Below are 21984 nucleotides of genomic sequence, written 5' to 3' on the forward strand. Positions count from 1 at the left end.
CGTGCTGGGCTACCCGCTGACCGACTTCGGCTGGCCGGTGGTGCCGGACGCGCTGCGCGAGTGGCTGATCATGTTCCGCGCCCGGCTCCGGGCCGCCGTACCGCCGCTCGTCATCACGGAGTCCGGCTGCGCCTACAACCAGGGCCCGGACCAGCACGGGGTCGTCGACGACCACCAGCGGGTGGACTACCACCACGCCCACCTGACGGCCGTCGCGGAGGCGATCGAGCGGGGCGTGGACGTGCGCGGCTACTACGCCTGGTCGCTGGTCGACAACTTCGAGTGGGCCGAGGGCTACACCCAGCGCTTCGGCCTGGTGCACGTCGACTACGAGACGCAGGTGCGCACGCCCAAGCGCTCCTTCACCTGGTACGCCGACCTGGTGGCCCGGCACCGCGCCGAGCACCCGGCCTGATCAGCCGAGTCCGGGCACGGACCGCCTCGCGCAGCGCGCTGGCCGTGGTCGCGGCGCTCGTGGAGCGCGCCGTCTCGTCGGTGATCCGCTGCGCGAGACTCGGCGACCTGACGCTCACCCGAGCGCACCGCGGACTCCTGCGCGGCGCGCTGGCGCCGGGCCTGGGTCAGGGCGGTGACCACCGCCGCCGCGCCCCCGAGCAGCGCGGCGACGGCCAGCACGGCGAACCCGCTCGCGACGAACGCGAGCCCGATCGCCACCACGCCGACGGCCAGCGCGGCGATACCCCCCGGCAGCAGGTGCGGCTGCCGTGGCGTGCGCCGTGCGGCCGCGGCGAGCACGTCGGGACGCCAGTCCCGCACCGCACCCCCGGCCTGGACGTCGATGGTCTGCCCGAGCACGGTCGCGGCCCGGGTGGGTGCGAGGCTGGTGGCGGCCGCGGTGGCGAGCCGGTCGGCCGTCGTACCGAGCAGGGGGGACAGGACCCGGAGGGCCAGCCGGTGGCGGCCGGAGCCGGCCGGCTCGGCCAGGTCCGCGAGCAGCAGGTCGAGCACGTCGCCGGTGGGCGTGGACCAGGTCGCGGCCCGGGCGCCGACACGCTCGTCGAGGAAGCCGAGATCGGCGCGCGCGGCGGCCATCCGCTCGAGGATGTCGCCCTCGGCGGGCGAGCCCTCGTCGACGAGCGAGCGCAGGCAGTCGGCCAGGGGGTCCTCGGACGTCTCGGCAGACGTCTCGGCGGGCTCGTCGCCGGGCAGCCTCTCGCCCGCGAGCAACCGCTGCAGCACCTGCAGGCTGGGCGACGGCACGCTCGCTGTCGAGGCTTCCGGTGCCCGCGGGCACCTGGCCGCGCAGCCACTCGCCGACCCGCTCCGCGGCGCCGTCATCGGCGTCCACCTGGCGGGTGAGCGCGGCGACCAGCGCCGGCTCGGCGGGGGCGATCCGGCCGTCGGCGACGGCCAGCCAGACCTGGCGCTGCGCCTGGGTGACCTGGGCCTGGTCGGGAACGACCCGCTCGAAGGGCGCGACGGCCCAGCGCGGGTCCCGGGTGAGCGCCGTCAGCAGGGTGAGGAAGAGCGCGGCGCGGGCCGGGTCCCGCTGGGCCGCGGCCTCGAGCAGGGCCTCGCCCGAGGTCTCGCCGTCGGCCACGGCGGCCACGCCCCGCGCGGCGGCCGCGAGCCAGTAGCCGGGCACGTCGCCCGGCTCGGCCGTCTCGCGCACCGCTCCACCGCCGGTGACCACCACGGTCGCCACCACCTCGCGGGCGTAGCGCCGGCAGGCCGCCGCGTCGGCGTGCTGGCCCAGGCTCGGCGCGGATGTCCTCGTGCTCGATGAGCGCGACCATGGCCCGGGTGAGCCGGTCGAGTCGGCCCTGCAGGTTGCCCTGCTGCTGGCGCATCTGCTCCGAGAGCCGGCTGCGCGCCCGGCGCTCGGCGTCGAGGGCCTCCTCGGCGTCGGCGATGCGCCGGTTCTGGGTCCAGTCGGTCCAGTCGCTCACGCGACTCGATCTGCCCGGCCCGGTGCCTCACCAAACAGGTCAGTCCACACCGACGACGTCCGACCACTCCACCCGCTCGGCGCCGGCGAGCGCCTTGCCCACCGTGTCGGCGTCGGGCAGCCGGTCGTCCTGGTCGAGGTACCACCCGATCAGGTAGTCGCCGCCGGACTCCGCGACGACGTACTGGTCGGCGCCGTCCTGGGCGAGCACGTAGTAGCCCTCCCCGCGCCGGCACTGGTAGATCGCGCGCTCGGAGGTGTCGCAGTCGCGGTAGGTCGGCGAACTCGCCGTCGACCTCCACGCTCAGCGCCGGCGAGCGGTAGTCGTCGGGGTCGCGCTCGTAGCGGAACGAGTAGCCCACGATCCGCTCGCCCTGCAGGCTGGTGCTGCCGCTGCCGGCGCGCAGCCCCGGGATCTCCGGCAGGTACGGCGTGAGGCCGGACGCCTCCAGGTCCGCGATCCGCTCGGCCCGGTCGCGCGCGTCGGCCACGGCGTCGCCGGCCGCGGGCGCCACCGAGATCCCGATCAGGCCCAGGATCACGATCGCGACGACCGCAGGCGCCATCGCGTCCTCGGCGAAGTGCTCGGTGAGCGCGGCGGCCACGAGCGCCGCGACCGCCGCAGCCGGGATGCCGACGAGCAGCGCCAGGGTGGCGTCGCCGGCGGGCGGCCCTGCCGCCGCCACGACGAAGATCCCGGCCAGCACCACGACGAGGTAGGCACTGGCGGCGAGGAGCACCAGTGCGAGCGCCCGCGGCAGGACCAGCCGGAGCAGCACGCCGAGCAGGGCCACGGCGGCGATGCCGCCGGTGAACCAGAGTCACAGCCCGCCGTCGCTCGTGGTGCCCAGGGCGCCGTACGTCGGCAGGAGGAGGAGCAGGGACGCCAGGAAGGCCGTCACGGGGTGGATCGGGGACAGGGCGCGGGGCATGGCGCCCTCCTACCCCCGTCCGGCGCACCGGAACCCGCCCCCGGCTAGCCTGCGATCCATGCGCGCCGTCCAGGTCCTCACCACCACCGGCCCCTCCGACGTGGTCGTCACCGACGTCGCCGAGCCCGCACCCGGCCCGGGCCAGGTGCTCGTCGAGGTGCACACGGCCGGGATCTCGTTCCCCGACCTGCTGCTCAGCAAGGGGGAGTACCAGGCTCAAGCCGGAGCCCCCGTTCACCCTCGGCGTCGACTTCGCCGGCGTCGTCGTCTCCGGCGACGGCTTCGCGTCGGGCCAGCGGGTCGCCGGTGTCGGCCCGTACGGCGGGGCCGCGGAGGCTCGTCCTCGGCTCGGCCGAGAACCTCTTCGCGCTGCCGGACTCGATCTCCTTCGAGGAGGCCGTCGCGCTGCCCATGAACTACCTGACCGCGCTCTTCGCGCTGGCCGAGCGGGGCGGGGTGCGCGCCGGCGAGACCGTGCTCGTCCACGGTGCGGCCGGCGGCGTCGGCACCGCGAGCATCCAGGTCGCCAAGGGCCTGGGGGCGCGGACCATCGCGGTCGCCAGCACCGAGGAGAAGCGGGCCTTCGCGCTCGCCGCGGGCGCCGACGAGGCGATCGCACCCGACGGCTTCAAGGACGCCGCTCGCGAGTCGACGGACGGCCGGGGCGTCGACGTGGTGCTGGACGTGGTCGGCGGCTCGCTGTTCACCGACTCGCTGCGCGCGCTCGCGCCGCAGGGCCGGGTGCTGGTGGTCGGCTTCGCCGCCGGCGAGGGGATCCCGGAGGTCAAGGTCAACCGGCTGCTGCTCAACAACGTCGACGTCCGTGGCGTCGGCTGGGGTGCCTACGCCTTCGCCCGCCCGGGCTACCTCGCCGAGCAGTGGGCCCAGGCTGGTCCCGATGATCGAGGCCGGCACGGTGAAGCCGCCGATCGGCAAGGTCTACCCGATCGAGGAGTTCGGCCGGGCGCTCGCCGACATGGACGACCGGGCCACGCTCGGCAAGTCCGTCGTGCGGATCCGCTAGCGCCGGCCCACGTCGACGGTCCACCAGTAGCGGCCGTCGCCGGCGACGACGAGGCCCGCCCCGACGTGCCGGAACCGGCAGTCGAGCAGGATCGCGCGGTGCGGCCTGCTGCGCAGCCAGCTTGTTCACGACGTCGTACGCCGACCGGGGGCCGTAGGCGACGACCTCCCCGAGCATCGACGCCCCGGTGTAGCCGGCGCTCGCGACCCGGCGCTGGAGCGTCGCCTCACCGGCGACCTGGTGGCTGAGGGCGCGCTGCCGCGCCATCAGCGCGCTGTGGCGGCGGGCGGCACCGCGCAGGGCGCTGTCGACGCGGAGAGCCGGGCAGCCGGCCCGGGCCCGGACCCGGTTGACCTGGGCCATCGTGTCGCTCTCGAGGCGCAGCGTCGTGCTGCTGCGCTCCGGCGGCGCGGTCGCCAGCGCGGGCGGGGCGAGCAGGCAGGTGGCGAGGAGCAGGCCCAGGAGGGCGGCGGGGAAGCCGAGGCGCACGCCGCTCATCATGGTGGCGCTGTCAACCGTCGCACCGGCCCGTCGGCTCAGCGACGGCCGAAGTCCTGGGTCCAGTACATCGTCCGGCCCGTCCACACCACGCCGACGCCGACCTCGCGCAGCGAGCAGTCGAGCAGGTTGCGGCGGTGGGTGTAAGCTTGTTCCACCACGCCTGGATGACCAGCGGGGCGGAGGTGTAGCCGGCGGCGATGTTCTCCGCCACACGGCTCCAGCCGGTGTAGCCCGCGAGCGTGATCCGCCGGCCCAGGGTGGGCTCGCCGGAGAGCCGGTGGCTCATCACGCCGGTCACCGCCATCCGCTTGGCGTGCGCGCGCGCCGCCTGGCGCAGGTCGCCGTTGACCCGCAGCGGCGGGCAGCCGGCGAGCACCCGCTTGGTGTTGGTGAGCACCACGATGGTGTTCTCCAGGATGTTGTTGACGCTCAGCGTCATGCTCGCGGTGGCCAGGCGCGTCGTACCGGCCGCCGGTGCGGTGGTGGCACCCGACGGTGCGAGGACGGCGACGGCCGCGACGAGCGCGCTGATGACGAGACGATGAATCCCCCGGTTCATGCATCGATGGTCGGTGAGCGCGCCGCGGCGCCACATCCGTGCTCCGTGCGGCCTCGTCTAGTCAGATCGGGCTACCGTCTCGCCGCTTCCGGACCCAATCGTCCGAGGATGATCAGATCCGGTCACCGGCGGCCGAAATTCTGCGTCCACCACAGCTGACCGCCCTGGAGGACCACGCCGACACCGAGGTCGCGCAGCGTGCAGTTGAGCATGTTCCGGCGGTGGCTCGGGCTGTTCATCCAGGCCCGGACGACCGACGTCGGACCGCTGAAGCCGCGGGCGACGTTCTCCGCGACCAGGCTCCAGCCGGTGTATCCGGCGCGGGTGATGCGCTTGCTGAAGAACGGCTCGCCCGGCAGCCTGGTGGGACATCAGGTTGTTCAGCGCCATCGTCACCGTGTGACCGCGAGCGGACTTGCGCAGCGCGGCGTTCGGTCGCAGCGGGCCGCAGCCGTGCTTGCGCCGCTCGATGTTGGTCAGCAGCAGCACCCGGTCCTCGAGCACCCGCTGCACCAGCAGCCGCGTGGGTACGACGTCCTGGGCGCGCTGCGCGGGCGCGGGAGCAACGGCGGCCGACCCGGCGGGGGCCGCGGTCATGCTGACCACGAGGCCCAGCAGGAGGCCGGGCACCAGTCGGATGATCTTCGCCATGCGCGACCGATCGGGCCCTCGCGGGCCGGGTTGAGAACCGCTCCGGAATTGAGGACCCCCGTCCCAGGCCTCCCGGGGCGGCCCTCGTTCACCTTTCGCCGTCTAGGCTCGCCTCCGTGAGCATCCTCGACGACGCCCGTCCGGGCATGGACCCCACCATCCGGCCGCAGGACGACCTCTTCGGCCACGTCAACGGCACCTGGCTGCGTGAGGTGGAGATCCCCTCCGACCGGTCCAGGCTGGGGGCCCTTCGTCCAGGCTCGCCGACCAGGCCGAGGAGGACGTGCGCGCGATCATCACCGAGTCTCGCCGCCTCCCCGACCGGTGACGAGGACGCGCGCAAGATCGCCGACCTCTACAACTCCTTCATGGACACCGAGCGCGTCGAGGCCGCCGGGCTGGCCCCCGCGCAGCCGCTCGTCGACGCCGTCGCCGGGCTGCGCGACGTGCGCGACGTGGCGGCCTTCCTCGGCGAGTTCGAGCGGATCGGCGGCTACGGCCTGTTCGGCTCCTACGTCGACACCGACGACCGCCAGTCCGACCGCTACCTGTTCCACGTCGTCCAGGGCGGGCTCGGCCTGCCCGACGAGTCGTACTACCGCGAGGAGAAGTTCGCCGAGATCCGGCAGGCCTACCTCGCCTACCTGGAGCGGCTGCTCACCCTCGGCGGCCACGATGACCCCGCCGGTGCCGCCGCGCGGGTGCTCGAGCTCGACACCGACCTCGCCAAGGGGCACTGGGAGCGGGCCGAGACCCGCGACGTGCAGAAGACCTACAACCGGCTCACCGCCGACGGACTCAAGGCGCTGTGCCCCTCGTTCGACTGGGACGCCTACATCACCAACCTCGGCGGTCACCTCAGCGGGCCGCAGGCGACCATCGCCGAGGTCGTGGTGCGCCAGCCGTCGTACCTGCAGCACCTGTCGGGCGTGCTCGAGGCCACCCCGGTCGAGGCCTGGCGGGACTGGTTCCTCTCCCGCGTGCTGCGCTCCGCGGCGCCGTACCTGTCGGAGGAGTTCGTGCAGGCCAACTTCGACTTCTACGGCCGCACCCTGTCCGGCACGCCCGAGTCGCGGGCGCGCTGGAAGCGCGCGGTGTCCTTCGTGGAGGGCTCCATGGGTGAGGCCGTCGGCAAGGAGTACGTCGCCCGGCACTTCCCGCCGTCCTCCAAGGCGATGATGGACGAGCTCGTCGCCAATCTGCTCGCCGCCTACCGCCAGTCGATCAGCAAAGCTGGACTGGATGACGGAGGAGACGAAGGAGCGGGCCTACGCCAAGCTCGACACCTTCCGGCCGAAGATCGGCTACCCGGTGAGGTTCCGCGACTACAGCGCGCTGGTCGTCGTACCGGACGACCTGGTGGCGAACGCCCAGGCCGCCTCCGCCTTCGAGACCGACCGCCACCTCGCCAAGATCGGTGCGCCCGTCGACCGCGACGAGTGGTTCATGCTCCCGCAGACGGTCAACGCCTACTACAACCCGGGCACCAACGAGATCTGCTTCCCCGCGGGCATCCTGCAGAAGCCGTTCTTCAGCCCCGACGCGCTGGAGGCCGAGAACTACGGCGGCATCGGCGCGGTCATCGGCCACGAGGTCGGGCACGGATTCGACGACCAGGGCGCGCAGTACGACGGCGAGGGCAACCTCAACGACTGGTGGACCCCGGACGACAAGTCGGCCTTCGAGGTGAAGTCGAAGGCCCTCATCGAGCAGTACGACGGCTTCTCGCCGCGCAACCTGCCCGGGGAGAAGGTCAACGGATCCCTGACGGTCGGCGAGAACATCGGAGACCTGGGTGGCCTGACCATCGCGCACACCGCCTTCCTCATCGCCCGGGGCGGCGAGGCGACGGTCGAGGACCGCAAGCGGCTGTTCTTCAACTGGGCCTTCGTGTGGCGTACCAAGCGCCGCCTGGAGCAGGAGCAGCAGTACCTCACCATCGACCCGCACAGCCCGCCGGAGTTCCGCGCCAACATCGTGCGCAACCTCGACGAGTTCCACGAGGTCTTCGGCACCGCGCCCGGTGACGGGCTCTGGCTCGACCCGACCGAGCGGGTGCGGATCTGGTGACCCGCGTCCCGCACGCCTTCGAGCCGGAGGTCGTCGAGGCCGTGCTCGCCCACATGAACGGCGAGCACCTCGAGGACAACCTGCTCATCGTCCGCGCCGCGGGCATCCCCGAGGCGACAGCGGCGTCGATGAGCGACGCCGACGGCGAGGCCGGCACCTGGACCGTCATCGGTCCCGAGGGCCCGCTCGGTGAGCGACGGATCCGGTGGCCGGGCGGCCCGATCTCCGAGCGCGGGGAGATCCGGCGTGAGGTCGTGGCGCTGTACGACGCCGCGTGCGCCACCTTGGGCACGGAGCCACGCCCGCACTGAGCAGGCCGGCCGGCGGCGCTCAGCGGCGCCGGCCGAGCAGCGCGCGCAGCCTGGGCCCGGACCTGGCCGACGGCCTCCCGCCGCGCCGCCCCGACGGCGGCGCTCGCCCGGGCGGCCGCACGACGCACGGCGCGCCACGGCGCGAGCAGGACCGTTCGCCCCACGGACCGCACGGTGCCGGCGAGCGCGCGGGACGCTGCCCGGACCGCGTGCCCGACCGGGGTGAGCACGCGGCGGTAGAACCACACGAAGGGCGTCGCCAGCAGCCGGGCCACGGCCAGCAGCGCCCGAGCGGCGGCAGCGAGCACCCGGCCGGCGAGCCCCCAGGCCCAGGACACGACAGCGGCGATACCGCCGGCGACCCGGTCGATCGCCCGGCCCGTCAGCGCGGCGACCCGGCCGAGGCCGCGGCCCACCAGGGCCAGGAGGCTGCCGAGACCCCGGCCGAGGAGATCCAGGACCCGACCGACGGGTCGCAGCACGAGCGTGCCGGCGGCGACGAGGGCCGCGAGGGCGAGCCCGATCGCCCGGCCGGCCGGGGCCAGCAGGCGGCGCCACAGCAGCACGAGGGGCAGCGCGAGGGCCTTGCCGAGGAGGCGCACCGTCCCCGCGGCGCCCGCGCGAAGGGCCCGCAGCAGGGCGGCGAGAGGACGGACGAGGACGGCGGACACCGCCCGGGCGAGCGCGCTCGTGATCGCGGCGAGCGCGGTGCCGACCAGGCCGAGGACGGCGCCCACGGCGCCGCCGAGCAGGCCCAGCCCACGGCGGAGCAGCGCGAGCGCGTGCCCGGCGAGGGCCAGCGACGGGGCGATCACCGCCCGGGCGAGCAGGCGCAGGGGCGCGAGCAGGGTCAGCACGACGGACCTGAGCAGACTCACCGACGTACCCGGCCGCAGTGGTCAGGCGTCGACCGAGGGCGCGCCCGGCGGAGCGGACCAGGTCCCAGGCGAAGCGGACCGGCAGCACGAGCACCAGTGCGACGGCCCGGGCCGGCCAGAGCAGCCAGCCAGAGGGCTCGACGTGGTCATCGACGTCCGGGACGGCACGCGACGGCGGCTCGTACGGGTCGTAGGAGCTCACCGCGTCGCCCTGGGCACGCGGTCATGATCGCACCGGTCGTCCCGAGCCGGGCACCGGCGGGCGCGCGGAGAGCCGGGGTGGACCTCGGCGGCGGAAAAACAGTGCAGCCGCCGGCGTCTCGGGTCACCAGCGGCTGCGTCTCCGACACTAGGCTGGCGTCGCGGCGGTTGTCCCACGGAATCCCGAAAATCGGCCTCACTCATAGGTGATTCACAGCAACGGGGGACAACGGCGAGGCGGCCGGGCATTGTGTCGGGCCCCGCTGGTAGACACCTCGGTATGAGCACCGATGCGACCCGCGGCCGGGCCGAGGAGCACCTCCAGGCCCTCGTCGGCCGAGCCGACGCGCGGCTCTACGACGACCAGTGGGCGGCCATCGCGGCGCTCGTCGTGCAGCGGCAGCGTGCGCTCGTCGTGCAGCGCACCGGGTGGGGCAAGTCGGCGGTCTACTTCGTCGCGACGCTGCTGCTGCGCGAGCAGGGCAGCGGGCCGACGGTGATCATCTCCCCGCTGCTCGCGCTGATGCGCAACCAGATCGCCGCCGCCGAGCGGGCCGGGATCCGCGCGGTCACGGTGAACTCGACCAACATGGAGCAGTGGGACGAGATCCACGGCGCCATCCAGGCGGGCGAGGTGGACGTGCTGCTGGTGAGCCCGGAGCGGCTCAACAACCCGGGCTTCCGGGACGAGGTGCTGCCGCGGCTGGCGGCGACCTGCGGGCTCCTGGTCGTCGACGAGGCGCACTGCATCTCCGACTGGGGGCACGACTTCCGCCCGGACTACCGGCGGATCCGCACCCTGCTGCAGGACCTGCCGGCCGGCATTCCCGTGCTGGCGACGACCGCGACCGCCAACGAGCGGGTCACCGCCGACGTCTCGGAGCAGGCTGGGGCCCGACACCCTGGTCCTGCGCGGCAGCCTCGACCGGGCCTCGCTCCGGCTCGGCGTCGTCCGGCTGAGGACCGCCGAGCAGCGGCTCGCCTGGCTCGCCGACCACCTCGCGGAGCAGCCGGGCAGCGGGATCGTCTACTGCCTGACCGTGGCGGCGACCCAGGAGGTCGCCGACTACCTCCGCTCGCGGGGGCACCAGGTCGCGGCGTACTCCGGCCAGACCGAGCAGACCGAGCGGCTCGCCCTCGAGCAGGCGCTGATCGACGGCGAGGTCAAGGCGCTGGTGGCCACCAGCGCGTTGGGCATGGGCTTCGACGCCTCGCTCGGGTTCGTGGTCAACCTCGGCGCACCGAACAGCCCGGTCGCCTACTACCAGCAGGTCGGCCGTGCCGGGCGTGGCGGCAACCTGCCGCCCGAGGGCGCTTCGGTCGTCCTCCTGCCGGCGGTCGAGGACCGCGACATCTGGGCCTACTTCGCCTCGCTCGCCTTCCCGCGCGAGGAGCCTGGTGCGCGACACCCTCGCCGTGCTCGCCGAGGAGGGCCGTCCGTTGAGCACGGCCGCCATCGAGCCGCGGGTCGACCTGTCCCGCAACCGGCTGGAGACGATGCTCAAGGTGCTCGACGTGGACGGTGCGGTCCGCCGGGTCCGCGGGGGCTGGGAGGCGACCGGCCACCCCTGGGCCTATGACGCCGAGCGCTACCAGCGCGTCGCCGAGGCCCGCGAGATCGAGCAGCGCGCGATGCTCGACTACCTCGGCACCGACGAGTGCCGGATGCTCTTCCTGCGCCGCCAGGCTCGACGACCCTGATGTGCTCGCCGATCCCGGCTGGCGCTGCGGGAGGTGCGACAACTGCGGCGGCCTGGCGCTGTCCGTCGAGGTGTCCGCCGCCGCGGTCGAGGAGGCGGCCGACCGGCTGGCCCGGCCCGGGGTGCCGATCGAGCCGCGCAAGCCTGTGGCCGACCGGACTCTCCGCGATCGGGGTCGGGTTGTCGGGCAAGATCAAGCAGCCCGCGGAGACCGGCCGGGCCATCGCCCGGCTGACGGACCTCGGTCACGGCGCCGCGCTGCGCGGCCTCTTCGGCGCCGACGCACCCGACGGTCCGGTCCCGGACGCGCTCGCGCGGGCGATGGTCACGATGCTGCAGGACTGGCAGCCGAAGGTCGACGCGATCGTCGTCGCCGAGTCCGAGCGCCGCCCGCAGTCTCACCGCCGACCTCGCTGCCGGCCTGTCCCGCTTCCTCGGGCTCCCGGTCGTGGGTCGCTGGGCCGTGGTGGACCCGAGTGTCGGCCCCGACCGCGGCGCGACCAACTCCGCCCAGCGGGTCGCCGCCGTCTCCCGCCGCTGCGAGCTCCGACTCGAGGGTCCCGACGCCGTCCGGGACGCCCGGGTGCTGGTGGTCGACGACCGGCTGGTCACCGGCTGGTCGCTCACCCTCGCCGCCGCCGCGCTCCACGACGCCGGTGCCGCGGCGGTCCTGCCCCTCGTGCTGGGGGTGAGTGGTTGACCCTCGACATAAAATAGAACAGGTTCTACTCTCGCTCGCATGAGCGCACCCCGGCCCGGCCGTCCCCTCCGCGTGATCCAGTGGACGACCGGCAACATCGGCAGCCGCTCCGCGCACGCGATCCTGAGCAGGCCCGACCTGGAGCTGGTCGGCGTCTACGCGCACGGCGCCGAGAAGGTCGGCAGGGACGCGGCGGAGCCTGTGCGGCTGGCCGGAGCCGACCGGGGTGCTGGCCACCGACGACGTGGACGCGTTGCTCGCGCTACGGCCCGACGCATGCTGCTACAACCCGCTGTGGCCGGACGTCGACGAGCTTGGTCGGGCTGCTGGAGAACGGCGTCAACGTGTGCACCAGTGCCGCCTGGATCACCGGCGGCAAGCAGTCGCCGGAGGACCGGGCGCGGATCGAGAAGGCGTGCGCACAGGGGCGGTCCACGATCTTCGGCAGCGGCGCCCACCCCGGCATGACCAACCTGGTCGGCATGGTGCTCAGCGGGTCGTGCGAGCGGGTGGACGAGATCCGGATCACCGAGTCGGTGGACTGCTCGACGTACGAGTCCGCGCAGACGCAGCGGGCGATGGGCTTCTCGCTGGACCCGGAGACACCCGGCCTCGCGGAGACGGTACGACGCGAGAGCGAGGTGTTCGCGGAGTCGGCCGCGATGATGGCGGACGCGCTCGGCGTACGGCTGGACCGGATGAGCCTTCGACGTGACCTTCACCCCCGCGACCGGGACGACGGACCTGGGCTTCATGACCATCCCCGAGGGCAGCGTCGCGGGCGTGCTCGGCTACCACCGCGGGTGGGTGGGGGAGCGCAACGTGGTGAGCGTGGGCTTCAACTGGACCATGGGCGCGCACGTCACCCCGCCGAAGCCGCTGGCGCACGGCCACGTGATCCAGGTGTTCGGCCGCCCGAACATGCGCACGGTGGTGCAGTGCCTGCCGCCGGAGGACTGGTCCGAGCCGGGTTACATGGGCCTGGGGATGATCTACACGGCGCTGCCGGTGACGAACGCGGTGCCGTACGTCGTCGCGGCCGAGCCGGGCATCGTCACCCTGGCCGACCTGCCGCCGATCACCGGGCGGGTGCTGGGCTGAGCCTCCCGGCTTCTCCGCCTCCGCGGGCCTAGATTTGAGCCATGACGGACGACGCGCAGAGCTCCCCCACGCCGGCGACGCCGCGGCGTCACCGGTCGAACCGCAGCACACGGCGATCCGGCCGGACGAGCCGCAGCCGCCGGCGGGCGCGATCGACGACGGCGACGGGCCGGGCGAGACCGCACCCATCCGCGCCCAGGCGCCGCCGGCCCCGCCGCCCGCGACGACGCAGGCCGACGTGGGCACCGACGACCAGGGCCGGTCCACCGTGCTGACCGAGGAGCCGCGGACCGCCGCCTGGATCGGTGGCGGCGACGCCGACCCGCCGGTGCACGGCGCCGGGACGGCGGAGCCGGAGTACCCGCACCGCGCGACCAAGGCCGGGCTCACCGCCGCGATCGTCGCGCTCGGCACCGGCCTGCTCGCCGCCGCGGTGGTGATCGGCGCCTTCCGCAGCCGCAGCGACGACGACCTGGACTGGTCCAACTTCGGCGTCGCGGTCGGTGCGACCGCTGTCCTGCTGGTCATCGCGGTCCTCGGCTCCCTGTCCGCACGCCGCTCCGGTGGCCGGGCGCGCGAGGAGGTCGTCACCTGGCCCGGCGCGGTCGGGATCCTGGCGACCGGCCTGGTGATCGGCGTCGGCATCGACGACGAGTCCTCGTGGGTGGGCTATCTCATCGGCGGCACGATCGTCGTCCTCGCCGCGATCGGGTACGTCGCCAGCCGCCGCGCCGCGTTCGTGGTGGTCGGGATCCTCGGGCTCGCGCTGGTCTACATGATCGCGTTCGGGGACTTCGTCGCCGACAGCCTCGGGGACGGGCACCCCGAGGTCACCGGCGCGGTGATGGTCGCGCTCTTCGTCGTCGTGATCACCCTGCTCGGCTGGGCGCTGCCGTCGCGCGCCGTCACCGGGGTGGCGGTCGGTGCCGTCGGGCTCGCCGGGTTCGTCGGGATCCTCGTGATGTTCGTGGCGTCCCGGCTCTTCCTCGGCTTCTTCGGTGGTCTGCCCCTCACCTCGTTCGAGGAAGGCGACGGCCCGGGTCGCGCCGGGTTCAGCGCGGTCAGCGTGGAGACCGGCTTCCACGAGGGCGACGTGTGGTGGGTGCTGGCCCTGGCGGGACTGCTCGTCGTGCTGTGGGCGGCCGCCGCCGCGATCACCAACCACTCCGGTTTCACGATCCTGGCGATCGCGGCCCCGGCGATCCTGGTCCCGCTCGCGTCTGCCGCGCTCGCCGCCGAGCACCCCACCTGGTGGGCCGCGATCCTCGCGACGGGCGGCGGCGTGCTGCTGCTCGGGGGCTGGTTCCTGGCGCGCCTGCGCGAACGTCGTACCGCCTCGGAGCTCGGTGTCTGAGGCACCCGTTAACGTCCCTGTGTGAGCTTCGTTCCCGTCACCGGCCCGGCGACCTTCCGGGCCGGTGACCCCGCAGAGATCGAGTTCACCGACGCGGTCCCGGCGGCGCGCACGGTCGCGCTGCCGGTCCGCGCGGCGCTGCCGGTGCTGAGCCGGGCGCACACCGCGGAGGGCACCCACCCGAGCGTCGCGCTGCTCAGCGGCGCCGCGCTGCTCGGGCTGCGCCTGGTCGCCGCGGGCAAGGTGGCCCCCGCGCCGGAGGGCTCCACGGGCTGGCGGGTGGACGGGCTGGACGAGCGCGACCACGACGCCGTACGACGCCTCGCCACCGCCCGTGCCTACGACGGTCTCGACGCCGAGGACGCGGCCGGGCTGGTCCGCCGGGTGCTCGACGCCGTCGCGGACGCGATGCCGCGCGCGGCCCCGGCGCTGCGCACCCGGTCCGTGCAGACCCGGGTCCCGGCCACCCCGGCGGGTCCGTCGGGTGCGCCCGAGGACTTCGCCGAGCGGGTCCGTCGGCGCCTCGCCGAGCGGACGGCCCGCGAGGAGGCCGACGCGCGAGCCCGGCGCCGGGGCGAGCGGCCCGAGCCTGGTGCGGGTCTCGCTGCGGGTGGAGGCCGACGAGGAGGAGCCTGGTCGCGGGCTCGGTCCGGGTGGTGCTCCAGGTCCACGACGAGCGGGACCCGCTGCACGTCTGCGACGCGGCGGTGCTGTGGACGGCCGGCGAGGAGGAGCACGGCTTCGGTGCCCGGGCACGGATCCACGCGAGCATCGCGCTGCGGGCGGCGGCGGACGTGTGGCCGGCGCTGGACCGCTTCCTCGCGCTGTCGGTGCCCGACCAGGCTCACCCTCGACGGCGAGGAGATCTCCGAGTCTGCTGGCGCGGGTGGGCGACCTGCGTGCCGCCGGTGTCGACGTGCACTGGCCGCGCGCGCTCGGGCCCGAACCACCACCCGCGCGGTGCTGGGGACCCGGCACGAGAAGGGCCCGAAGGGCACCGAGCCTGCCCCTGCAGGACAGCCCGTTCTCGGCGGAGGGGCTGTTCTCCTTCTCCTGGCAGGTCGCGCTCCACGGCGAGCCGCTGACCGAGGAGGAGATGACCGAGCTCGCCCGGGCGGCGAGCCCGGTGATCAGGCTGCGCGGCGCCTGGACGGTGGTCGACCCGACGACGGCGCAGCGTGCCCGCAAGCGGCTGATCCGCAAGGCGACCGGCGCCCAGGCGCTGGCCGCGGCACTCACCGGTGTGACCGAGCCTGCCCGCCGCCCCGGACGAGGAGCCCGAGACCGCGCAGGTCGTCGTCGGGGCGAGCCTGCTGAAGGTACGTGAGCAGGTGCTCGCCGCGGCCACCCGCGACCCGCTGGCGGAGCCGCCCGGACTGCAGGCGAGCCTGCGCGACTACCAGCGGCACGGCCTCACCTGGCTCGCCGACCTCACCGGGCTGGGCCTGGGTGCGTGCCTGGCCGACGACATGGGGCTGGGCAAGACGATCACGCTCATCGCGCTGCACCTGCACCGCGCGGCCGTCACTCCGACGCTCGTGGTCTGCCCTGCGAGCCTGCTCGGCAACTGGGAGAGCGAGATCCGGCGGTTCGCGCCCGGCGTCCCCGTGCGCCGCTTCCACGGCGGTTCGCGCTCGCTCGACGACCTGGGCGGCGGGTTCGTGCTGACGACGTACGGCACCCTGCGGAGCGACGCGGCCACCCTCGCCGCGGTGGGCTGGGACCTCGTCGTGGCCGACGAGGCGCAGCACGTCAAGAACTCCCGCACGTCGACCGCGCGCGCCCTGCGCCAGCCTGCCCAACAACGCCCGGGTGGCGCTCACCGGCACACCCGTCGAGAACGACCTGACCGAGTCGTGGTCGATCCTCGACTGGTGCGTGCCCGGGCTGCTCGGCAGCCGGCTGGCCTTCCGCCGGGTGTGGGCGGCGCCGATCGAGTCCGGAGCCGAGCCGACCAAGGCGCGGCAGTTCGCCGACCTGATCGGCCCCTTCCTGCTGCGCCGCCGCAAGTCCGACCCCGGCATCGCGCCGGAGTCTGCCGCCGAAGACCGAGACGGACCACCTGCTCGGCCTCACCCGCGAGCAGGTGGTGCTCTACGAGGCGTTCGTGAAGGACTCGATGGAGCGGATCGAGCGCTCCGAGCCGGACGCCCGCCGCGGCCCGGTCCTCGCGCTGCTCACCGGCCTCAAGCAGATCTGCAACCACCCCGCGCAGTTCCTCAAGCAGTCGGGCGCCGTGCGGCTGACCGGCCGCTCGGAGAAGCCTGGAGCCTGCTCGACGAGCCTGGTCGCCACCGTCCTCGCCGAGGGCGGCGCGGTCCTCGTCTTCACCCAGTACGTCGCCATGGCGCGCCTCGTCGAGCAGCACCTCACCGCCTCGGGTGTCCCGCACCAGTTCCTGCACGGCGGCACGCCCGTGCGCGAGCGGGAGGCGATGGTGCGCCGGTTCCAGTCCGAGGACGACGCCGCGGTGCCGGTCTTCCTGCTCTCCCTCAAGGCCGGTGGCACCGGGCTCAACCTCACCCGCGCCGACCACGTCATCCACTTCGACCGGTGGTGGAACCCCGCCGTCGAGGAGCAGGCGACCGACCGCGCCTACCGGATCGGCCAGACCCGTCCGGTGCAGGTGCACCGGATGGTCACCCGCGGCACGATCGAGGAGCGGGTCGCCCAGCCTGCTCGACCGCAAGCGGCGACTCGCCGACGCCGTCCTCGCCCGCGGGGACGCCGCCCTGACCGAGTCTCAGCAACGAGGAGCCTGCGCGACCTGGTCACCCTCCGGCGCGCCGCCCGGGAGAGCGCGGAGGTGGAGGACTGATGCGGGTCACCTTCACCCGCCGAACCTCCCCGCCGCGCGGGGTGCGGACCTGGTGGGGCAAGGCCTGGCAGCGGGCGGTCGAGGAGGCGACGTACTCCGAGGCGGAGCCTGCGCCCCGGCCGTGCCGCCGCCCGGCGCGGCGACGTCGGCGGGATCACCGTCGACGCCGGCGCGCTGGTGGCCGCGGTGCGCGACGGGGAGGACGCCTGGACGGTGGAGGTCGCCGTACCGGTGCTGGACGAGGCGGCCCGCAGCGGCTTCGTCGAGGCGGTCGCCGCCGAGTCCGGACGGATCGCCGAGTCTGCTCGCCGCGAACCTCCCGCACGACCTCGTCGAGCACGCCGAGGAGCCTGGGCGTCGAGCCTGCTTCCCTACGGCGGCGAGCCTGGCCGCCACCTGCACCTGCCCGCACTACCTCGATCCGTGCGCCCACGCGGTCGCGGTGCTGATCCAGGCCGGTTGGCTGGTCGACGCCGATCCGCTGGTGCTGCTGGCGATCCGCGGCCTGGACCGCGAGGAGTCGCTGGCCGCGCTGCACACCCGTGCCGCCGGCACGACCGGTGAGACCGGGGCAGGCGAGCCGCGGGTCGGCGACCTGGCCGACGACGTCGAGCCTGGCGGTGGACGCGGCACTCCGGGCGCGGGCCATGATCAGCGCGTTCGAGCCGGACGAGACGCCGGCCGGGGCCGACGGACCCTGACCCGGCGAAGCGCCATCACGCTCACGCCAGCGCGGCGACCGTCACGACCGTCACGAGCAGGGCCAGCAGCAGGCCGGCCACCATGCCTCCGGCGAGGAGTGCGGCGTAGCCGACCCGGCGCACCGGTGCGCCCCCGCGTCGTGCGGCCGCGAGGGAGCTCGTGTCCGCCCTGGCGGGCGAACGCCGAGGAGTCCGCGGCCAGGTTGCCGGCGCGGAACGCGGTGCTGCCGATCCCTGCGGTGGGGTGGCCCGCCAGCCTGCCCGCCGAGCCGACGACGCCGGCGACCGGCCCGAGGAGGGCGCCGTGCGGCCGGGCCAGCACGGGGTACGACGTGCCGCCGACGGTGACCGTGATCCGCTGGGCCGCCGAGGACACCCTCGCCTGCCGGAGCGGGACCCGGAAGACGTCGACGAAGCCGGACGCGCTCGCGCCGGGCACCATCAGGGCCAGGCGCCCGTCCTCCACGATCACCCAGGCCGGTACGCCGCCCGGGGCGCCCGGGGCCATCCACCAGCCCTGGAAGGCGGCGCGGTCCTGCCGCGGCTCGTACGGGTGGCTCATCGTTCGGGTCCTTGCCGGTGGAGCGGATCTCGGGCGGTCCCGGAGCGAGGACCTCGTGGAGAGAACCTCACCACCGCCGCGCCCGCTCAAACCGGCGACGGCCCCCCGCCCGCGACCGGCGGGGCCAGCGACGCCAGGTGCTCGTCGAGCGCGCGGACCGCGACCCGGCGACGGCGGGGGTCGTACATCGCGTGCAGGGCCAGCCCGTCGAGCAGCGCGTGCAGCGTGTCGGTGGCCCGGCGCAGGTCGAGGTCGGCGCGCACCCGGCCGGCGTCGCGGAGCACGGTGAGCGCGTCGAGGCAGAGCCCCCGGATGGCGTCGTGCGCCGCGGCGGCGAACTCGGCCAGCCGCTCGTGCGCAGGGCTCTCGGCCATCAGCGCGAGGTGCACCCGCATCTCGACCCGGCGCTCGTCGTCGAGCGGCATCACCTCGTGCAGCGCGGCGCGGGTACGACGCCACGGGTCGCGCATCGCGGCGTGCCGCGCCACCCGTGCCGCCGCCCGCTCGTGGGCCAGGCTCCATCGCGAACGCGAGCAGACTCGGTCTTCGTCGGGAAGTTCGTGCCGCAGCGAGCCCAGCACCAGGTCGGCCTCGCTCGCGACGGTACGCAGAGAGACCGCGCCGACGCCGTCGCGGAGCACGATCCGCCACACCGCCTCGCCGATCCGCTGCCGGCGCTCCTCGTGGTCGATGGTCCGCGGCACGAGGGGACCGTAGCACGGTTGTGCTACGGTCTCGTTGTTAGCACGTTCGCGCTAGAAACTCGGGGCACCCCCATGCTGGACTTCCTCTCCGACAACCCCGTCGCTGGGTTCATCGTGGCCTGCGAGGTCGGCCTGTGGGTGCTGCTCGGCGCCGGCCTCGCGCTGCGCTACCTGCTCCGCTGGCGTCGCGCCAGCACGCTCGCCCTGGCGGCGATCCCGCTCCTCGACGTCGTGCTCGTCGGCGCGGTCGCCGTCGATCTGCACCGCGGTGCCGAGGCCGGCGGGGCGCACACCCTGGCCGGGCTCTACCTCGGCTTCTCCGTCGCCTTCGGCCCGGCCCTCGTGCGCTGGGCCGACGTCCGCTTCGCCCACCGCTTCGCCGGTGGGCCCGCGCCGGTGAAGTCTGCCGAAGCACGGTCCGGAGAAGCTCGCCGCGCTCTGGCGGGAGTGGTTCCGGGTGGTCACGGCCGCCGCGATCGCCTCGGTCGTGCTGCTCGGCCTGGTGCTGCTCGTCGCCGACCCGGCTCAGGACGAGGTGCTGCTCGCGGGGCTGGGCCGGCCGTGGGTGATCGTCGGGCTCTGGCTGCTCCTCGGCCCGGTCTGGGAGCCGCCCCAGGCCCGTCAGGGCAAGGACGAGAAGGCCAGTGCCCGCAGGCTCGGTCTGGTAGGCGGCGTACGCCGCGCGCATCTGTGCCGCGGGCCAGTCGCCGGGAAGCAACCCGGCCGGCAGCAGCGGGTCGCTCGCGAGATGACGGACGACGTGCGCGGCGACGGCCAGCCGCGGGGCCGGCTCGTCCGTCGTGACCAGTCGCTCCAGCAGGGCCGATCCCTCGCGAGCCCAGGCGCCGAGGTCCCACAGGCCGGCGGCGAGGTCCGCGGGGTCGTCGTCGGGGGTGGCGGTGAACGTGCTGAGGACCGCGTCGCCGGCGTACGACCGCGGTCGGCGCAGGTTCGCCGGCCGGGTCCACACGCCCTCCCGCACCTCCGCCAGCCGGTACGACGCCAGCCGCTCCCGCAGTGCCGCGCGCTCCGGTCCAGGCCGTCCGCTGACGGTCACCACCGCCAGGCTCCCAGCCTGCCGTCCCAGGGAGTCTCGGCATCGAGGACCGCCTCGTCCTGGCGGCGCTGGCGCCGGGCCAGCCGCTCGCCGAGCACGTAGTCCCCCTCCGTGCGGCGCAGGTCCCCGGCGGCGACCGCGCGGGTGAGCGCGACCCGGGTGGTGGCCGCCGGGATGCCGAAGTGCTCGCCGGCGCGGACCAGGCTCGGCCGCGGTCAGCCGGTCCGGGTGGGAGCCGAGCAGCAGGCTGAGCATGACCGAGCGCGCCGGGAGGGGAGCGAGGGCGTCGGGCACGGGGGTCAGCCTTCCACGCTACAGATCTCGACACAACTGTGGCCGAACCTGTAACGTCGCGACCATGAGCGATCCCGCACCCTGGCGTCGTCCCGCGCACGAGGGAGCGGGCTCGCCGTACCGCGACGCGGGGGAGGTGGCGCCCGCGCCGTCGTACCGGACGCTGACCTACGAGGTCGACGGCCGGGTCGCGCGGCTGACCTTCGACCGCCCCGAGCAGGGCAACTCGATCACCCCCGACACCCCGGTCGAGCTGGCCGACGCCGTCGAGCGTGCCGACCTCGACCCGCGGGTGCACGTGATCGTGCTGAGCGGGCGCGGCAAGGGCTTCTGCGGCGGCTACGACCTCGCGGCCTCCGCCGAGGGCCTGATGGACGGCGCGATGACCGGCGCGACCCCGCGTGGGGGAACCGTGCTCGACCCGACCGTGCAGATGCACAACCACGACCCCGCGGGCACCTGGGACCCGATGGTCGACTACGCGATGATGAGCCGGTTCACCCGCGGATTCGCCAGCCTGCTGCACGCGAACAAGCCCACCGTGGCGAGCATCCACGGCTTCTGCGTGGCCGGCGGCACCGACATCGCGCTGCACTGCGACCAGATCGTGATCGCGGCCGACGCGAAGATCGGCTACCCGCCCACCCGCGTGTGGGGCGTCCCGTCCGCCGGCCTGTGGGCGCACCGGCTCGGCGACCAGCGCGCCAAGCGCCTGCTGCTCACCGGTGACACCCTGACCGGCCGGGAGGCCGCGGAGTGGGGGCTGGCGATCGAGGCGCCGGAGCCCGAGCGGCTCGCCGAGCGCACCGAGGCGCTGGTGCAGCGGATCGCGGCCATGCCGCTCAACCAGCCTGATCATGACCAAGCTCGCGCTGAACTCCGCACTGCTCGCCCAGGGCGTGCAGAACAGCCAGATGATCTCCACCGTCTTCGACGGCATCTCCCGTCACACCCGCGAGGGCTACGCCTTCCAGCAGCGCGCCGCCGAGGCCGGCTTCCGGCAGGCCGTGCGCGAGCGCGACGGGGCGCCGTACGACGACGCCGGACCCGCCACCAGCAACGTCACCGACCGCCGCAACGACCAGGAGTGAGCACCATGTCCAGCACCCACGAGGTCTTCAACCAGGTCCCGCCGCTCGTCGGCCACGACACCTCCGCCGACCCCGCGCTGCTCGAGGGCATCGAGCGCGAGGGCGCCGGCTGGGCGCTCGAGGAGATCCGCGAGGTGGGCCGGCTGGCCGGCACCGCCGAGGCGATCGAGTGGGGGCGGCTCGCCGAGCGCGTGCCGCCGCGGCTGCTCACCCACGACCGCTACGGGCGGCGCATCGACGAGGTGGAGTACGTCCCGGCGTACCACCGGCTGATGGAGACGGCCGTCTCCCACGGCATCCACGCCGCGCCCTGGGGCGACGACCGGCCGGGCGCGCACGTCGCCCGGGCCGCGAAGTTCTACTCCTGGAACGTCGACGCCGGGCACGGCTGTCCGATCTCGATGACCTACGCCGTCGTGCCCGCCCTGCGGGCGAACCCGGCGCTCGCCGCCCGCTTCGAGCCGCTGCTCACCAACCGCGTCTACGACTTCGGCCTGCGCGACCCGGAGACCAAGCAGGGCCTGGTCGCGGGCATGTCGATGACGGAGAAGCAGGGCGGGTCCGACGTACGCGCGAACACCACGACGGCGACCCCGCAGCCCGACGGGACCTACCGGATCGTCGGCCACAAGTGGTTCACCTCCGCGCCGATGTCGGACATGTTCCTCACCCTCGCCCAGGCGCCGGGCGGGCTCTCCTGCTTCCTGCTCCCGCGGGTGCTGCCGGGCGGCGAGGCCAACCCGATCCGCTTCCTGCGGCTCAAGGACAAAGCTCGGCAACAAGTCCAACGCCTCCTCCGAGATCGAGTACGACGACGCGGTCGGCTGGCTCGTCGGTGAGGAGGGCCGGGGGGTCAAGACCATCGT

21 protein-coding genes and 5 pseudogenes are annotated in these 21984 nt (G+C 74.4%); 16 read left to right on the forward strand and 10 right to left on the reverse strand.

Going from position 1 to position 21984, the window contains the following annotated elements:
• Position 1: 1 nt before the first annotated feature.
• Positions 2 to 415 (forward strand): family 1 glycosylhydrolase, encoded by a 414-nt coding sequence (locus G5V59_RS37580; protein WP_341351017.1) that lies wholly within the window; start codon positions 2 to 4, stop codon positions 413 to 415.
• On the opposite strand, the gene G5V59_RS23575 is transcribed toward G5V59_RS37580, so the two are convergent.
• The 4 genes from G5V59_RS23575 to G5V59_RS23590 all read right to left on the reverse strand — a co-directional run bounded on the left by G5V59_RS23575 (position 328) and on the right by G5V59_RS23590 (position 2734).
• Entirely contained in the window at positions 328 to 1221 is an 894-nt protein-coding gene (locus G5V59_RS23575; RefSeq protein WP_278258077.1) for a hypothetical protein, read from the reverse strand. The genes G5V59_RS37580 and G5V59_RS23575 overlap by 88 nt on opposite strands.
• A 74-nt stretch (positions 1222 to 1295) precedes the next feature.
• Complete coding sequence (locus G5V59_RS23580) at positions 1296 to 1910, reverse strand: hypothetical protein (RefSeq protein ID WP_278258078.1); 615 nt, start codon at positions 1908 to 1910, stop codon at positions 1296 to 1298.
• A gap of 39 nt (positions 1911 to 1949) precedes the next feature.
• Positions 1950 to 2120, reverse strand: coding sequence for a hypothetical protein (locus tag G5V59_RS23585; protein ID WP_278258079.1), 171 nt, complete (start codon positions 2118 to 2120; stop codon positions 1950 to 1952).
• Positions 2060 to 2734 carry a hypothetical protein gene (locus tag G5V59_RS23590; protein WP_278258080.1) on the reverse strand — a complete coding sequence of 225 codons (675 nt, stop codon included), beginning with the start codon at positions 2732 to 2734 and terminating at the stop codon, positions 2060 to 2062. Before G5V59_RS23590 ends, G5V59_RS23585 begins: the two co-directional genes overlap by 61 nt.
• A gap of 165 nt (positions 2735 to 2899) precedes the next feature.
• On the opposite strand from G5V59_RS23590, the gene G5V59_RS23595 reads away from it, so the two are divergent.
• The 3 genes and pseudogenes from G5V59_RS23595 (at position 2900) to G5V59_RS23605 (ending at position 3865) form a co-directional block, all read left to right on the forward strand.
• Entirely contained in the window at positions 2900 to 3256 is a 357-nt protein-coding gene (locus G5V59_RS23595) for a hypothetical protein (RefSeq protein ID WP_278258081.1), read from the forward strand.
• A pseudogene (locus G5V59_RS23600) lies at positions 3253 to 3624 on the forward strand (zinc-binding dehydrogenase); the annotation flags it as partial. The gene G5V59_RS23595 and the pseudogene G5V59_RS23600, both read left to right, overlap by 4 nt.
• Before the next feature lie 115 nt (positions 3625 to 3739).
• Complete coding sequence (locus G5V59_RS23605; RefSeq protein ID WP_278260025.1) at positions 3740 to 3865, forward strand: zinc-binding dehydrogenase; 126 nt, start codon at positions 3740 to 3742, stop codon at positions 3863 to 3865.
• 511 nt (positions 3866 to 4376) lie between these two features.
• On the opposite strand, the gene G5V59_RS23610 is transcribed toward G5V59_RS23605, so the two are convergent.
• Complete coding sequence (locus G5V59_RS23610; RefSeq protein WP_278258082.1) at positions 4377 to 4925, reverse strand: CAP domain-containing protein; 549 nt, start codon at positions 4923 to 4925, stop codon at positions 4377 to 4379.
• Between the two features lie 57 nt (positions 4926 to 4982).
• Positions 4983 to 5555 (reverse strand): hypothetical protein, encoded by a 573-nt coding sequence (locus G5V59_RS23615; protein WP_278258083.1) that lies wholly within the window; start codon positions 5553 to 5555, stop codon positions 4983 to 4985.
• A 167-nt stretch (positions 5556 to 5722) separates the two neighbouring features.
• On the opposite strand from G5V59_RS23615, the pseudogene G5V59_RS23620 reads away from it, so the two are divergent.
• Positions 5723 to 6745, forward strand: a pseudogene (locus tag G5V59_RS23620) (M13 family metallopeptidase N-terminal domain-containing protein); the annotation flags it as partial.
• Positions 6746 to 6818: 73 nt separating this feature from the next.
• On the forward strand, positions 6819 to 7646 hold the full coding sequence (locus G5V59_RS23625; protein ID WP_341351301.1) for a M13-type metalloendopeptidase: 828 nt from the start codon (positions 6819 to 6821) through the stop codon (positions 7644 to 7646).
• A gap of 1335 nt (positions 7647 to 8981) precedes the next feature.
• Here the strand turns inward: G5V59_RS23625 and G5V59_RS23630 are convergent.
• Positions 8982 to 9164 carry a hypothetical protein gene (locus G5V59_RS23630; RefSeq protein WP_278258084.1) on the reverse strand — a complete coding sequence of 61 codons (183 nt, stop codon included), beginning with the start codon at positions 9162 to 9164 and terminating at the stop codon, positions 8982 to 8984.
• A 152-nt stretch (positions 9165 to 9316) separates the two neighbouring features.
• On the opposite strand from G5V59_RS23630, the pseudogene G5V59_RS23635 reads away from it, so the two are divergent.
• The 9 genes and pseudogenes from G5V59_RS23635 to G5V59_RS23675 all read left to right on the forward strand — a co-directional run bounded on the left by G5V59_RS23635 (position 9317) and on the right by G5V59_RS23675 (position 17273).
• A pseudogene (locus tag G5V59_RS23635) lies at positions 9317 to 11436 on the forward strand (DEAD/DEAH box helicase).
• 226 nt (positions 11437 to 11662) lie between these two features.
• Positions 11663 to 12151, forward strand: a complete 489-nt coding sequence (locus G5V59_RS23640) for a hypothetical protein (protein WP_278258085.1) — start codon at positions 11663 to 11665, stop codon at positions 12149 to 12151.
• A complete protein-coding gene (locus tag G5V59_RS23645; protein WP_278258086.1) occupies positions 12148 to 12537 on the forward strand; it encodes a hypothetical protein in 390 nt (129 codons plus the stop codon). The genes G5V59_RS23640 and G5V59_RS23645 overlap by 4 nt, the downstream gene beginning before the upstream one ends.
• 238 nt (positions 12538 to 12775) lie before the next feature.
• Positions 12776 to 13891 (forward strand): hypothetical protein, encoded by a 1116-nt coding sequence (locus G5V59_RS23650; RefSeq protein ID WP_278258087.1) that lies wholly within the window; start codon positions 12776 to 12778, stop codon positions 13889 to 13891.
• Positions 13892 to 14807: 916 nt separating this feature from the next.
• Positions 14808 to 15218 (forward strand): SNF2 helicase-associated domain-containing protein, encoded by a 411-nt coding sequence (locus G5V59_RS23655; protein WP_278260027.1) that lies wholly within the window; start codon positions 14808 to 14810, stop codon positions 15216 to 15218.
• A gap of 4 nt (positions 15219 to 15222) precedes the next feature.
• A pseudogene (locus tag G5V59_RS37585) lies at positions 15223 to 15615 on the forward strand (SNF2-related protein); the annotation flags it as partial.
• Between the two features lie 88 nt (positions 15616 to 15703).
• Positions 15704 to 15847 (forward strand): annotated as a pseudogene (locus G5V59_RS23665) (SNF2-related protein); the annotation flags it as partial.
• Positions 15848 to 15977: 130 nt separating this feature from the next.
• Positions 15978 to 16709, forward strand: coding sequence for a C-terminal helicase domain-containing protein (locus tag G5V59_RS23670; protein WP_278258088.1), 732 nt, complete (start codon positions 15978 to 15980; stop codon positions 16707 to 16709).
• A gap of 177 nt (positions 16710 to 16886) precedes the next feature.
• Positions 16887 to 17273 carry a hypothetical protein gene (locus tag G5V59_RS23675; protein WP_278258089.1) on the forward strand — a complete coding sequence of 129 codons (387 nt, stop codon included), beginning with the start codon at positions 16887 to 16889 and terminating at the stop codon, positions 17271 to 17273.
• Positions 17274 to 17360: 87 nt separating this feature from the next.
• On the opposite strand, the gene G5V59_RS23680 is transcribed toward G5V59_RS23675, so the two are convergent.
• From G5V59_RS23680 to G5V59_RS23690, 3 genes are all read right to left on the reverse strand, one after another.
• A complete protein-coding gene (locus tag G5V59_RS23680) occupies positions 17361 to 17972 on the reverse strand; it encodes a hypothetical protein (RefSeq protein WP_278258090.1) in 612 nt (203 codons plus the stop codon).
• A gap of 86 nt (positions 17973 to 18058) precedes the next feature.
• Positions 18059 to 18676, reverse strand: a complete 618-nt coding sequence (locus G5V59_RS23685; RefSeq protein WP_278258091.1) for a TetR family transcriptional regulator C-terminal domain-containing protein — start codon at positions 18674 to 18676, stop codon at positions 18059 to 18061.
• Positions 18677 to 18785: 109 nt separating this feature from the next.
• A complete protein-coding gene (locus tag G5V59_RS23690) occupies positions 18786 to 20027 on the reverse strand; it encodes a hypothetical protein (protein WP_278258092.1) in 1242 nt (413 codons plus the stop codon).
• Between the two features lie 64 nt (positions 20028 to 20091).
• Between G5V59_RS23690 and G5V59_RS23695 the strand changes: the two genes are divergently transcribed.
• Positions 20092 to 21957: a crotonase/enoyl-CoA hydratase family protein gene (locus tag G5V59_RS23695; RefSeq protein WP_278258093.1), complete on the forward strand. Its 1866-nt coding sequence runs from the start codon at positions 20092 to 20094 to the stop codon at positions 21955 to 21957.
• Positions 21958 to 21984: the final 27 nt, after the last annotated feature.

It is taken from the genome of Nocardioides convexus, assembly GCF_011090295.1.

Excerpts from the sequence above, each read along its gene's own strand:
- G5V59_RS23595 (WP_278258081.1), top strand. The coding sequence starts at position 2,900 with ATGCGCGCCGTCCAGGTCCTCACCACCACCGGCCCCTCCGACGTGGTC.
- G5V59_RS23605 (WP_278260025.1), top strand. The coding sequence starts at position 3,740 with ATGATCGAGGCCGGCACGGTGAAGCCGCCGATCGGCAAGGTCTACCCG.
- G5V59_RS23610 (WP_278258082.1), bottom strand. The coding sequence starts at position 4,925 with ATGAACCGGGGGATTCATCGTCTCGTCATCAGCGCGCTCGTCGCGGCC.
- G5V59_RS23625 (WP_341351301.1), top strand. The coding sequence starts at position 6,819 with ATGACGGAGGAGACGAAGGAGCGGGCCTACGCCAAGCTCGACACCTTC.
- G5V59_RS23680 (WP_278258090.1), bottom strand. The coding sequence starts at position 17,972 with ATGAGCCACCCGTACGAGCCGCGGCAGGACCGCGCCGCCTTCCAGGGC.
- G5V59_RS23695 (WP_278258093.1), top strand. The coding sequence starts at position 20,092 with ATGAGCGATCCCGCACCCTGGCGTCGTCCCGCGCACGAGGGAGCGGGC.